At 68.7% G+C, this 12545-nt stretch carries 12 protein-coding genes and 1 pseudogene; 2 read left to right on the top strand and 11 right to left on the bottom strand.

The features are described from left to right. Positions 1-23: 23 nt before the first annotated feature. The 3 genes from HKK72_RS29095 to HKK72_RS29085 form a co-directional block, all read right to left on the bottom strand. Complete coding sequence (locus HKK72_RS29095; protein ID WP_315987495.1) at positions 24-1196, bottom strand: virginiamycin B lyase; 1173 nt, start codon at positions 1194-1196, stop codon at positions 24-26. After that, complete coding sequence (locus HKK72_RS29090) at positions 1193-1849, bottom strand: CatB-related O-acetyltransferase (protein WP_187237632.1); 657 nt, start codon at positions 1847-1849, stop codon at positions 1193-1195. The genes HKK72_RS29095 and HKK72_RS29090 overlap by 4 nt, the downstream gene beginning before the upstream one ends. A gap of 64 nt (positions 1850-1913) precedes the next feature. Next, positions 1914-3506, bottom strand: coding sequence for an MFS transporter (locus tag HKK72_RS29085; RefSeq protein WP_222721273.1), 1593 nt, complete (start codon positions 3504-3506; stop codon positions 1914-1916). A 31-nt stretch (positions 3507-3537) separates the two neighbouring features. On the opposite strand from HKK72_RS29085, the gene HKK72_RS29080 reads away from it, so the two are divergent. After that, positions 3538-4104: a TetR/AcrR family transcriptional regulator gene (locus HKK72_RS29080; RefSeq protein ID WP_187237631.1), complete on the top strand. Its 567-nt coding sequence runs from the start codon at positions 3538-3540 to the stop codon at positions 4102-4104. Between the two features lie 418 nt (positions 4105-4522). On the opposite strand, the gene HKK72_RS29075 is transcribed toward HKK72_RS29080, so the two are convergent. From HKK72_RS29075 to HKK72_RS29055, 8 genes and pseudogenes are all read right to left on the bottom strand, one after another. Continuing rightward, positions 4523-5101, bottom strand: coding sequence for a YrhB domain-containing protein (locus HKK72_RS29075; protein ID WP_187237630.1), 579 nt, complete (start codon positions 5099-5101; stop codon positions 4523-4525). A 48-nt stretch (positions 5102-5149) separates the two neighbouring features. Further along, positions 5150-6256 carry a TniQ family protein gene (locus HKK72_RS29070; RefSeq protein WP_187237629.1) on the bottom strand — a complete coding sequence of 369 codons (1107 nt, stop codon included), beginning with the start codon at positions 6254-6256 and terminating at the stop codon, positions 5150-5152. Then, a complete protein-coding gene (locus HKK72_RS41500; RefSeq protein WP_261987303.1) occupies positions 6256-6486 on the bottom strand; it encodes a hypothetical protein in 231 nt (76 codons plus the stop codon). The genes HKK72_RS29070 and HKK72_RS41500 overlap by 1 nt, the downstream gene beginning before the upstream one ends. A gap of 132 nt (positions 6487-6618) precedes the next feature. Further along, positions 6619-6831, bottom strand: a pseudogene (locus tag HKK72_RS42910) (ATP/GTP-binding protein); the annotation flags it as partial. Next, on the bottom strand, positions 6804-7304 hold the full coding sequence (locus HKK72_RS40170; protein WP_222721272.1) for a TniB family NTP-binding protein: 501 nt from the start codon (positions 7302-7304) through the stop codon (positions 6804-6806). The gene HKK72_RS40170 and the pseudogene HKK72_RS42910, both read right to left, overlap by 28 nt. Then, positions 7301-7639: a hypothetical protein gene (locus HKK72_RS40165; RefSeq protein WP_222721271.1), complete on the bottom strand. Its 339-nt coding sequence runs from the start codon at positions 7637-7639 to the stop codon at positions 7301-7303. Before HKK72_RS40165 ends, HKK72_RS40170 begins: the two co-directional genes overlap by 4 nt. After that, complete coding sequence (locus HKK72_RS42430; protein WP_222721270.1) at positions 7633-9363, bottom strand: Mu transposase C-terminal domain-containing protein; 1731 nt, start codon at positions 9361-9363, stop codon at positions 7633-7635. The genes HKK72_RS40165 and HKK72_RS42430 overlap by 7 nt, the downstream gene beginning before the upstream one ends. Continuing rightward, complete coding sequence (locus HKK72_RS29055) at positions 9360-10124, bottom strand: TnsA-like heteromeric transposase endonuclease subunit (RefSeq protein WP_187237628.1); 765 nt, start codon at positions 10122-10124, stop codon at positions 9360-9362. The genes HKK72_RS42430 and HKK72_RS29055 overlap by 4 nt, the downstream gene beginning before the upstream one ends. 205 nt (positions 10125-10329) lie before the next feature. Here HKK72_RS29055 and lon point away from each other — a divergent pair. After that, the coding region (gene lon / locus HKK72_RS29050; RefSeq protein ID WP_187237627.1) for an endopeptidase La at positions 10330-12545 on the top strand (2216 nt) is incomplete at its 3' end.

The raw sequence follows: 12545 nt of genomic DNA, 5'->3' as shown, positions 1-12545 counted from the left end.
GCCGGCGTGCGCGGGTCCGTCGGTCACCGTCGATGTCCCGTCGGCCGTAGTGCGTACCGTCGCGGGAGCGGTGTGCTCGGTCTCCAAGGCTTCGCCGCCGACCAGTTCCCGGCCGCGGCGAGGCTGCCGATCCAGCCTTCGTATTTCTTGCGGTATGCGATCCGGTCGGCCTGGATCCGGCGGCGTGACTCGTCCGTCTCGAAGATCACGAGTGCGTATTTCATGGAACTTCCTCTCCGGCTGCCGTGCGGGCGGCCGCTGTTGACGGTAGGTGAAGGGGGGCGGGTCTGTTCAGGTGGTGCTGCCCGCCGGAGCGATGCGGGCGAGCGCGCCGATCTCGAGCGCGGTCCACAGGGCGCCGTCGGGACCGACGGTGATGCCGTGCGGTTCGGAGCGGGGAGTGGGCAGGTCGTGGACGGTGACGGAGCCGTCGGGGTGATCGTGCCGACGCGGTTGCCTCCCCATTCGGTGAACCAGGCGGTGCCGTCGCCGTCGCCGTCGACGGTGACGGCGTGCGGCCGTGCGGCGCGGTCGGGCAGCGGGAACTCGGTGATCTGCCCGTCGGGAGTGATCCGGCCGATCTGGCCGGCGGCGATCTCGACGAACCACAGCGCACCGTCGCGGCCCGCGGCGATTCCCACCGGCGCCGCTTCCTTCGTCGGCAGGGAGTGGAGGGTGACCGCGCCGTTCATGTCGATTCGGCCGATGGCGTCGGCCTGGTTGAGGGTGAACCACATCCCACCGTCGCCACCAGCGGTGATCGCGGACGGGAACGCGCCCGTGATGGGGAGCGGGAACTCGGTGACGTCGCCGTCGACGGTGATGCGGCCGATGCGGTCAGCGGCGGTCTCGGTGAACCACAGCGCACAGTCAGGCCCCGCCGCGATGCCGAACGGCCCGCAGCCGGGGGTGGGCATGCTGAATTCGTCGATGACGCCGTCGGTGGTGATCCGCCCGATCCGGTCCGCCCGGTACTCGGTGAACCACAGGGCGCCGTCCGGGCCGGGGGTGATGACGGTCGGCCCGCAGGTGGGGTCGAGCCGGTGGCTCATCGGCTCCTCGCCGGGGACGAGCCGGCCGATCCGGCCGCTGTGGACGAGGGTAAACCACAGGGCGCCGTCCGGTCCCGTGATGAGGGCGTAGGGTCCGGCCGCGCTGTCGGCCACCGTGTGCTCTTCGACAGTCACGTGGGTCACAGGGGCCTCCCCAGGGCGTGCTCGGCGGCAATGCGTGCGATGTCGGCCGGGCTTCCGGCCATGATGGTGCGGGCGTGCTCGGTGACCAGGTCGGCGGGCCAGTCCCACCAGGAGGCGCCCCGCAGCCGCTCGACGTCGGCGTCGTCGAAGCGCTGCCGGATCGGCCTGGCCGGGTTGCCGCCGACGATCGTGTACGGCGGGACGTCGGCGGTGACCACCGCTCCAGCCGCGATGATGGCGCCGTCGCCGATCCGTACGCCGGGCATGACGGTCGCTCGGTAGCCGAACCAGACGTCGTTGCCGACGACCGTGTCGCCGCGGCTGGGCATGGCGGTGACGATGTCCAGAGTCTGCTCGGTCCACCGGCCGCCGAACATGGTGAACGGGTAGGTGGACACCCCCATCGTCGGATGCTCGGCACCGGCCATCAGGAAGGTGGTCCCCGAGGCGATCGCGCAGTACCTGCCGATGACGAGACGCTCCGGACCGTAGGCGTACAGGACGTTGCGGCGCTCGAAGTCCGTGGCGCCGTCCGGATCGTCGTAGTACGTGTAATCGCCTACGTCGATGTTCGGCGAGGTGACCAGTGGTCTGAGGAACACCACGCGCTCGTGTGCGGGCAGCGGGTGAACGGTGGTCGGATCAGGCGACAAGGTGCGTTCCTTTGCCGGGGCAGGACCAGGATTCGGCGGAAACGGGCCATGGGATGATCTTGGTCTAGTTCGGGCTGTTCGCGAATGCCTCGTTCGAGGTGGTGACCGCATCCGGATCGGTGGAACGTCGCGGGACCGCGGAGCCTTTCGCGGGCTTGGACCTGGCCAGCCACAGGCCGGTGAACACGGCGGTGGCCAACGTGACGGCGCCGGCAGCGAGGAAGGCGCTGTTGAGACCGGTCTCGAAGGAGGCGCCGCCGGATTCCCGGGTGCGGACGATGGCTCCGAGTACCGCCACGCCGAGCACCGCGCCGATCTGCCGGGTGGTGCTGCTGATGCCCGATGCGAGGCCGCCTTCCTGCGGACTGACCGCTTGGATGGCGGCTCCCGTCAGTGGGGACATCGTCAGGGCGAAGCCGATGCCGACGACTCCCAGCCGCCACCACACGTTCCCGTAGCCGGTGTCGGCGTGCACCATGCCGAGCGTCAGCAGTCCCAGGCCGGCCAAGGCCAGGCCGATCGTGACCACGATTCGGAAGCCGTACCGGGCGGCGAGCCGACCCGCGTACGGACTGACGATCACCATGGCGAGAGAGACGGGCAGGGTCTGCAGGCCGGCGCGCAGGATCGAGCTGCCCTGAACGTACACGAAGAACTGGGAGAAGAAGAACGACGAACCCATGAGCGCGAACCCCACCACGACCATGGCGGTGTTGGACACGGTGAACAGCCGCTGCCGGAACAGCCGCAGCGGCAACATCGGAGCGGAACGACGCGCTTCGACGGCGACGAAGGCGGCCAGGAGGATCACCGCGGCGGTGAAGCTGCCCAGGATCACCGGCGACGTCCAACCGCGGGCGCCACCCTCGATCAGCCCGTAGGTCATCGCCCCCACCCCCAGAACGGACAACACCGTTCCCGGGACATCGATCGCGGGGGCGTTCGGATTGCGGGCCTCCTCAAGGCTGCGCAGACCGACCAGCAGAAGGACCACACCGATGGGCAGATTGACCAGGAAGATGGCGGGCCAGCCGAAGGTATCGGTCAGCACGCCGCCCGCCACGGGGCCTACGGCCAGACCGATTCCGCTGATACCGGCCCACAGCCCGATCGCCTTGATTCGTTCTTGCGGCACGGGATAGGCGGCGGCCACCAGGGCCAGCGAGGCAGGGCTCAGCGCCGCGGCCCCGACGCCCTGCAGCACCCGGCCGGCGACCAGCCAGCCGACCAAGGGCGCGAGGCTGCACAGCACCGACGCGGCGGTGAACACCGCCACGCCGGTCAGGTACACCCGCTTGCGGCCGAACCGGTCGGCGAAGACACCGCCGGACAGCAGCAGCATGGCGACCAGAAGTACGTACGCGTCGACGATCCACTGCAGACCGGTCAGCTGAGTGTGCAGCCGGTGCTGCATATCGGGCAGTGCCGCTCCAACAATCGTGTTGTCGAGCAGGACCATGAATTGGCCTAGGCAGGTCACCGTGAGCAGCACGGCCCGGTTTGATCGACTGCCTACGGCCGCAGGCGATGAAGCCATGGGATCCCCCTCAATCGTTAGTTGCGCCCGGTCGCGGTCGACGCGGGTGGCGATACACATGAGCTGCCCTAAAGCAGTCAGCGACTGCGTTAGGTGACTATAGGGAGGATCGCCTCGCAAACGCAAGTCGTGACTGCGTTAAGGTGGGGGCATGAACGAGCGACAGCGAGCCCGGCGGCCCGGCGGGCGCAGCGCCCGCGTCGGCGCGCAGGTGCACCAGGCCGTCACCGACCTGATCAGTGAGCGCGGCTACGGCAACTTCACCGTCGGCGAGGTCGCAGCCCGCGCAGGCGTAGCCGACACCAGCATCTACCGCCGGTGGGGCGGCCTGGAAACCCTGCTCACCGACGTGGCGCTCACCCGCCTCAACGCGCAGTCGCCGATGCCCGACACCGGGAGCCTCGTCGGCGACCTGCGCACTTACGCGGCCCAAGTGGCCCGCGAGATCACCGGACCCGACGGTCCGGCGGTGCTGCACCTGGCCGTCGCCCTGTCGAGCAGCGGTCAGCAGGGCCTGCAGGCTGGTGCCGACCTCCGCGCCGAACGCACCCGGCAACTGCAGTCCATGCTCGATCGCGCCCGCGACCGTGGCGAGCACGCACCCGACGCGTTCGACGTGCTGGACCACATCCTGGCCCCGATGTATATCCGCGTCTTGTTCGGCATGGTCCCGCTCACCCCGGACTACATCGACGGGCTGGTCGACCGATTGCTGTGACCTCAACCCGGTTCCCGCGATCAGCCCTCGGACGCGGTGGCCAGGGCTCCGCGAGGTGCTCGCCGACACGCGCCCGGCCAGCTCAGGCATCCGGCCCTTGGCTGGCTCACGCGGCCTGGCTGAATCCGTCGGTCGGCGGGCCGTCGCCGCGGATCAGAGTGAAGTCGACGTCCAGGAGTGGGTCGTAGGCGTCGGGTTCGTCGGCGAGTGGGGAGGTCGGTGATGTCCAGGCACCGATCGGTCCGGAGTTGGATCTCCCCGTGGTTCCGGATCACCGCCCCACCCACGCCCGTGAGTCAACAGATCGATGAGGAGAGTCGGCAAGGGCAGTCCGCAAACATGTGTTGGAGTTCGGGGTTCCCCAGCATGGTCCAGACGGTTCACGGGATGGAGCCTCCCATGTCGTGATCTGCGTTGCCTATGCCGTCCGCGGTGTCGGGTTGGGGCCAGTTATCGTCCTGATTCCCAGTCGCGAGCAGAACGGTTCAGGCGGTCTGGTCAGTTCGATCAACTCGTCGGAGGGCCGTTGGTTTGCCGCGAGCGCGGTGACGTAGAGGTTGGCCTGTGACATGAGCAGGGGCGTCGCTCGTCGGCGGAGTAGGCGGATCGCAGCGATCCGGCCCTCACTTTCCAGTGCTTCACGGATCTCGGTTGCAAACGGGACGTCGCCAAGGGGGTCCTGCTCGACGGTGTGGATTGGTTTGATGCGCTGCTTGTAGTCCTCTTCCCAAAGCCCGCCCATGTAGTCGGTGCCGGGGATGAAGTGGATGCTGCCGTCGTAGCGGTCGACGAGATAAGGGCCGGTGCCAATCAGCGCATCGCGATGGTCCCCGCTGAGGATGAAGGCCCGGGACTGGTAGTGGATGATCCAGCCAAGGCGGTGTTCGGTGATCTTACTGATCCCTAGGGCGACTGCGCGGCCTTCGTCGGCGTATTCGCTTTCCTCAGCGCGTAGCAACTCCTCGATGAGCTGGACGGCGTGGGCTCTGTTGATCACCAGCACATCATCGACGGGTCGAGGCCTGCCGCCAACCAAGCTTCCTGATCATCGCTCCTGCGCTGCTTCGGCGGCGAGGCGCATGCGTTGGCGGGCGTAGGGCCCTGGCCGCGGGTAGTAGGTCTCGATGACGGGGGCGCCGGGATGCTGGTGATAGATCAGGGTGTTGGCGGCGTGGCGTTTGCCAGTGAAGTATCGGGCGGCTTGGTGGTGCTTGCGGAGTGCGCGGACCGGCGGGCCGGGTGAGACGCCGTCGATGCTGCCCACTCGATGCTCGGGGAAAGTGGTGGGGATCAGCCAGGGTCGGGGTGCGTGCTGGTCGGCCCAGAGGTGGACGGGGTGTTTTTGGTCTTCGGGGTAGTAGTCATCCAGGCCCAGGCGTCGGCCGAACTCGCAGGTGAAGTCCCAGCGGTGGTCGGTGTCGGGGTCGCCGAGGGGGAAGGTGGCTCGGGCCCGCCAGATCGGGCGGACAAGGAGCCCGGCGATGGTGACGGCTTCGGGATAGACGGCGGCGTAGCACCGTGAGTGACTGAACGCGTTCCGCGAATTCTTCTTGGGGATGAGCTGGTCTAGGCGCTGGTCCCAGTGCCACCAGCGGCTATGGCCGAAGGTTTCTTCGGGGCCCCTCTTCCAGAGCACCGAGGAGATCTTGAAGGCGTGGATGAGTGCGTCGAAGACCGGGATCGGACCCCAGGTGTGCACCAGTCGTGCATGCTTGCGCTGGGCGGCCAGCAGTACGGGAAGGTCGTCCAGGCGGCGATAGGAGTCTTCGCCGACGTCGGGTGGCCCGAGCCAGTATCGGTGTCGGCGGCATGCGTAGGCGTGAAGGGGGAACAGCCGCATGACCGCGCCGCCGGGGTGACGGGCGGAGCAGCGCGGACAGGCCGGTTGAGGGGAGTCGCGCAGGTGCAGCCATTCGGTGTCGGGGGCGAGTTCGGGCAGCGCCTTGGCCAGGTGGTCCGGCGGGTAGCCGGTGGCGTCGGCGAGCCGTTGCCCGACGATGATCCGGCGCTTGGGGTCGCCGTCGATCGGGGTGCTGACCCAGATCCAGAGTTCGCCGTAGATCACGTCGTGCAGGGTCGCCAGGCGCATCAGGTAGGACTTGACAGTTTCGCCAGCGGCGGGCGGGACGGCGAGCGGGAGACGGCGCGGCATCACACCGCCTTGGCCGATCGGCGTGCCGGGCTGGTGGACGTCTGCGCGGCGTAGTCGAGGGGGACGAGCTCCAGGTGATCGCGGGTGATCTGCTCGGTGCCGTCCTCGATCGCCAGCAGGGCCGCGCCACGAATCAATTGGGACAGGCTGCCGATCATCCCGCCGCTGCGGCGGTAGAGGTCCTCGGCCATGGCGGTCAGCGTCCCGGACTTGTGTCGGCGCAGCCGCAATGTGGATTCCAGGCTCGCGATCAGCGCTCGCCAGGCGTCGCGTTGCTCGGTGGTGCCGTAGGCGAACGCGTCGGCAGGGACGACGGTGAACCGCCCGGCAATCTGCCGGCCGCGCGGCCCGGCGAACAGGCCCTGGGCTTCGACCTCGACCCCGGCATAGACAAACGTGGCCGGGAGCCGTTCGGCGAAGTACTTCAGCTGATCGGAGACTTCGGCGCCGGTGCGAGTGGCCAGGGAAATGTTGTGGATTTCGTCGACCAGGACCAGGTCGACGTGGGTGTGCGCGGCGACCGAGCAAACCGCGTTGGTGACGTCGGTTAGGTTGTAGCGGCTGGTGAACTCCAGCCCCAGGAACCGGGCGAACTCGAGACCGCCAGCATCCGGGAGGTGGCGGCGGGCGGAACGGTGACGTAGATGACCGGGATCCGGGTCTGGTTGTCGGGTTGGCGTTTGCGGACGGCCAGCTCATGCGCGCGGCCGAACTGGGTGAGCGCGGTGGTCTTGCCTGTCCCCGACGCGCTGCTGAGGACGATGCCGCGGCGGGCGGAGATCTGCCGCCGGTTCAGCTGGACCAGCAGCCGCCCGGTGGAGATGACCTTCTGGAGGATCGGAGTGTTCACCAGCGGCAGATCGGCGTGATAGTCCCGCCGCAATTGCTCGTGGGCCGCCTGCTGGCGGGGAGGGAATGCCGCCAGCTCCTTGAGGGAGAGCAGCGTGGGCGGTTCGGGGGTGTGCCTAACGAACGCCGACCAGCCTTCCCTGGTGGTCAGGGGGGTGTCGGGCGGAACATCGTCATCGATCTCGGGGAGGCCCGTCATATCCATTTCTCGGCTTCGGCGTGGGCATCGAAGATCCCGAACGGGATTACGGTTGCGGAGGACTCCCCGTTGTCGTCGGCAAGATCAGGGTTGCTCTCCTGGTCGGCGGGTTGCCGGGTCGGCGGCTGGTGCGTGGCGGCCGCGACCTTGGTGCGCGCGACGATCCGTTCACTGCGTCGTCCGGCGGAGTCGCGTGCCGGACCCTGGCCGGCGCGGGTGAGCAGCTCGTCCAGCACTCGGGCGAGCTCGGTTTCGTTCTTGTCGTTCAAGCCTCTGGCTGCGGTCTCCTGCCGGGCCAGGTTCCAGGTGAAGTCGGCGAACGGGCCGGTCACCATCGCCCGGTGCGTCCAGGGGACGGTGATCCAGCCATCGGGTGTGCGTACGAAACGAATACCTGCGACAGGTCGTAGGGGTCGTAGTGGACCTCCCAGAGCCCCTTCATCCGCGTGTTTCCCGAGTGCTGGCGCCGGTATGGCCAGAGCTCCCGACAGTCGTAGGTGCGGTAGTCGATGCGGATGCCGTAGGCGTTGATCGCGCGGCGCTTCACCGGCAGCAGTTCCAGGTAATCCTCGGCCGCCAGGACCAGTGGGAGATACCCGCAGGCGGCGACCAGCGCGCTGTACTTCTCGTTCGGTGACATCATCCGGCGCGGGAAGAAAGGATCCCGGAGAGCGTCATGCGGGCGGTGCTGCCACCCGGCGATCAACCATTCGTCCAGCAGGTCCTGCAACTCCGGGACCGTCCAGGCCGCTTGCTCCTCCACCCGCCGGCCTCGGCGGTCGGTATTGGACCCGGTGTGGGCCGCCAGATACTGGGTGAACTGGCTGTTGATCGACGGGAACGTCGCCTCCACCACGGCCTTGTCGGTCGGGGTGTTAGGCCGCGCCTTTTGCACCGAGATCCCGAGCCGGTTGCAGGCCCGCATGAAGGTGTCCGAGACGAAAACCCTGCCACCATCGATGACCACGCCGTCAGGAACGATCACCGGTTTGGCGGCCGCCGCCTCCATCCGCGCATCGATGTCCATCAGTCGCCCGTGCGGCATCAGCGACGCCGCCATGCTCAGCGCCTGCGACCAGCCCGGCCGCATCGGCTCGGGCACCAGCATCTTGGCCAACAACAGTGAGGCGTCCACCGCCTTGGTGCCCACCGGCCGCAACACCGCCGCGCAGATCGTCCGCGTCGCGACATCCACCGCGATCGTCAGATCCGCCCGGACCGCCACCCCGCTGTCGAGCAGCACCATCACATCAAGCGGCGTGGAATCGATCTGCACCTGCTCGCCCGGCCGGTCAGCCAGCGTCGGCGTGAACGGCCCCTCCGGCCGGTTGTCCAACTGCCGCCGCGTGGATGCCGACCCGAACGTATGACGGCCCGGCGAGAGCGTGTCGATCAGCCTGTAGAAGGTCGTCTTCCCAGGCAGCGGCACCACCCCCGGCCCGTAGGCCGTCTCAAGCGCCTTGGTGACCTTCCAAATCAACCGCGAACGAGTCCCCGTCGAGGCGTCCGTCTCAGCGGCCAGCGCCTCCCTAACGGCCTCCACGACCCGCGCGTCGCCCCGCCCGGTCGCCTGCCATTCCCGCACCATCCGCTGATCGACCAATCCCCACAGGCCTTGTTCAACGTAGCGAGCTCGGCGAGCGAAGACCGTCCGTGACGTGACTCCGAGCTCGGCGGCTTTGGCTCGGGCCCGGTCCTCAAGCGTCTGGGTTTGCGGGTCGTATTCCGGCCGAGAAACAACCCCAGGCTCCGAGTTTGGCGGCAGCCCTGTTACCACCTCGACGATGTGGCGTTCCCAAGTCTTCGCTGCGGCCAGAACATCCTCGGGCAGCATCTCAAGCAGCCCGAACGGCTCCATTTCGGGAAACGGCTCCCCATCGATGACGGAGAAACCCGGAGAGCTGAGCAGGTAAGGCAGCAAGACCACCGCGTCCGAGCCGCCCGACGACCTCAGCCGTACCGATGTCCCGGTGAGCGCGACCACTTGGTGCTCGCCGTCGTCGTAATCCACCCAATCGCCCACCCGCAGCACTGGCCGGGAGAATCGCCCGCTGCTCACGCCAGCTCCGGTTGTGACACAACCGTCGACATGTGCAACGGGGCCGTCAGATCCGCCGTCAGCTCATGCGACCAGAGCAGATGAAACAGCCTGGGCAACACTGCGATCGGGTCACCCACCGCCCGCGCCCCAGCCAGCAGGGGAGTGCCTTCAGCAAATACCTCCCGTAGCCTCCAGGCCACCTGTGCGTCGTGGTGGCGTGGGTGCCGATAACCCGACAGCCACCGCAAATTCCGCACCAGCACCTCGTCCAGCGACCCCACCAGGCGGTACTCCCACCCGAGCACCTCATAGGCGCCTCGGGTCGCTTCGAAAGCGACCAGATCGCGAGGCTTTCGCCTCTTCACCGGACGGCAGTCGACCACCAATCCCGACCCGTCCCGTCGCCGGGCGAAGTAATCGGGCGCGTGCGATCGAGTCACGCCCTCCTCCGCCACCCAATACAGCCAGAACGGCTGCGACGCGATCCCCGTCACCGAAGGCTCGAAGTCCAGCAGCATCAGGTGATCTCGTTCCAGCCACGACTCGAACCCCACCAGGTGGCCGTCGGTCCCCGACCACCAGTCGCCCGGCAGGTGCCGCTGCCCCTTATACGGACGCAAGCGCCGAACCGGCCGGCCCTCCTCCAGCCGCGTCCCCCAGGCCTCGGTGAGCCCCCGCCGAACCTTCGTGCCGTCTACCGTCACGTACTCGAACTCGAAGGCGTCAACAGGCCGAACAGTCACCTCGGGCGCTGCAGACGAATCAGCCACCCGCGACATCCTGCCCCGTCGACAGCTATCGCACTGAAGGTTTCAACCGAACACTGCAAGATCCCCTGAAGAGTTAGTCCGGAACCTGAAGAGATGACGTGGACCGGACACAGGCTGTTGATCGCTGTGGGCGAACGCCGCTGCGGAAATTTAATCGTGCTCCGTTTTCTTGAGTGAAAGTGACTCAAGTTCGTAGACGAAGACGGAGCACAGCATGAGCGAGACTCTGACGCTGCCGGTACTGCCGCTGGACGATGCGGTCGTGCTGCCCGGGATGGTCGTGCCTGTCGACCTCTCCGACGGGGAGACGCGGGCCGCGGTCGAGGCCGCCCGTGCCGCCGTCCACGAGCCCGGCGCGGCCGCCTCACGCGGCTCCAAGCCGGCCGTCAAGCCGCGCGTCCTCCTGGTCACCCGGGTGGACGCCGGCGCCGCCGTGGGCGACGGCGTGGGCGGTTCCACATGGGCGGCGGTCGGCACGCTCGGCGTGATCGAGCAGGAGGGCCGGTTGCCCGGCGGCGAGCTGGGGGCCATCGTGCGGGCCGTCTCACGGGTCCGGATCGGGGTCGGCACGACCGGTCCCGGCGCGGCGCTGTGGGTCGAGGGCACCGAGCTGGACGAGCCCGCGGCCGGACTTGCCGCCGAGGAACTGGCCAAGGAGTACAAGGGGCTGGTGGCGGCCATCCTGCAGAAGCGCGGGGCCTGGCAGCTCGTCGACATCCTGCAGCAGATCGACGACCCGTCGACCCTGGCCGACCAGTCCGGCTACGCGCCGTACCTCTCCATCGAGCAGAAGATCGAGGTGCTCGAGACCGTCGACGTCGTCGAGCGGCTCAACCTGGTCATCGCGGCGGCGCGGGAGCACCTCGCCGAACTGGACGTCGCCGAGACCATCCGCAAGGACGTCCAAGAGGGCATGGACCGGCAGCAGCGCGAGTTCCTGCTCCGCCAGCAGCTCGCCGCCGTACGCAAGGAACTGGCCGAGCTGAACGGCGACCCGGCCGACGAGGAGGACGACTACCGCGCCCGGATCGAGGCCGCCGACCTGCCCGAGAAGGTCCGCGCGGCCGCCCTCAAGGAGGTCGACAAGCTGGAGCGAACCGGCGACGCCTCGCCGGAGAGCGGCTGGATCCGTACCTGGCTCGACACCGTCCTCGACATCCCGTGGAACGAGCGGACCGAGGACTCCTACGACATCGCGGGCGCCCGTGAGATCCTCGACGCCGACCACGCCGGGCTGGACGACGTCAAGGAGCGGATCGTCGAATACCTCGCGGTGCGCAAGCGGCGCGCGGATCGCGGGCTGGGCGTCGTGGGCGGCCGCCGGTCGGGTGCCGTCCTGGCGCTGACCGGCCCGCCAGGCGTCGGCAAGACCTCCCTCGGGGAGTCGGTCGCGCGCGCGATGGGCCGCAAGTTCGTCCGGGTCGCGCTCGGCGGTGTACGGGACGAGGCGGAGATCCGCGGGCACCGGCGCACCTACGTCGGCGCGCTTCCCGGCCGGATCGTCCGGGCCGTTCGCGAGGCGGGGTCGATGAACCCCGTCGTGCTGCTCGACGAGGTGGACAAGGTCGGAGCCGACTACCGGGGCGACCCCACGGCAGCGCTGCTGGAGGTGCTCGACCCGGCGCAGAACCACACGTTCAGGGATCACTACCTGGAGGTGGAGCTGGACCTGTCGGACGTGCTCTTCCTGGCCACCGCCAACGTGCTGGAGGCCATCCCGGGACCGCTGCTGGACCGGATGGAGCTGGTGCAGCTCGACGGCTACACCGAGGACGAGAAGGTCGTCATCGCCCGTGACCACCTGCTGCCGCGACAGCTGGAAAAGGCGGGGCTCGAGCCGGCCGAGGCGGCGTTCGGCGAGGACGCGCTGCGGCTCCTCGCCGGGGAGTACACCCGCGAGGCCGGCGTCCGCTCGCTGGAGCGGTCGATCGCCAGGGTGCTGCGCAAGGTCGCGGCGAACGTGGCTCTGGACAAGGCCGCGCTCCCGGTGGCCGTCTCGGCGGGCGATCTGAAGGACTACCTGGGCCGCCCCCGGTTCACCCCGGAGTCGGCGCTGGAGGAATCCGAGCGGCGTACGGCCGTACCGGGGGTGGCGACCGGGCTCGCCGTCACCGGCGCGGGCGGCGACGTGCTGTACGTCGAGGCGTCACTGGCGGACGCCGAGACCGGCGACACCGGCGTGACCCTCACCGGGCAGCTCGGCGACGTCATGAAGGAGTCGGCCCGCATCGCGCTCTCCTACCTGCGGTCGCGCGGGGCCGAGCTGGAACTGCCGGTCGGCGACCTCAAGGACCGGGGCGTGCACATCCACGTTCCGGCCGGGGCGGTGCCCAAGGACGGGCCGAGCGCGGGCGTCACCATGACCACGGCGCTGGCCTCGCTGCTGTCCGGCCGGCCGGTGCGCTCGGACGTGGCCATGACCGGCGAGGT

It is taken from the genome of Actinomadura sp. HBU206391 (assembly GCF_014323665.1).
In the GTDB taxonomy this organism is placed as follows: Bacteria; Actinomycetota; Actinomycetes; order Streptosporangiales; family Streptosporangiaceae; genus Actinomadura_C.
This window is presented reverse-complemented; position numbering and strand designations above follow the sequence as displayed.

Excerpts from the sequence above, each read along its gene's own strand:
- HKK72_RS29080 (WP_187237631.1), top strand. The coding sequence starts at position 3,538 with ATGAACGAGCGACAGCGAGCCCGGCGGCCCGGCGGGCGCAGCGCCCGC.
- HKK72_RS29070 (WP_187237629.1), bottom strand. The coding sequence starts at position 6,256 with ATGCCGCGCCGTCTCCCGCTCGCCGTCCCGCCCGCCGCTGGCGAAACT.
- HKK72_RS40170 (WP_222721272.1), bottom strand. The coding sequence starts at position 7,304 with ATGACGGGCCTCCCCGAGATCGATGACGATGTTCCGCCCGACACCCCC.
- HKK72_RS40165 (WP_222721271.1), bottom strand. The coding sequence starts at position 7,639 with ATGGTGACCGGCCCGTTCGCCGACTTCACCTGGAACCTGGCCCGGCAG.
- HKK72_RS29055 (WP_187237628.1), bottom strand. The coding sequence starts at position 10,124 with ATGTCGCGGGTGGCTGATTCGTCTGCAGCGCCCGAGGTGACTGTTCGG.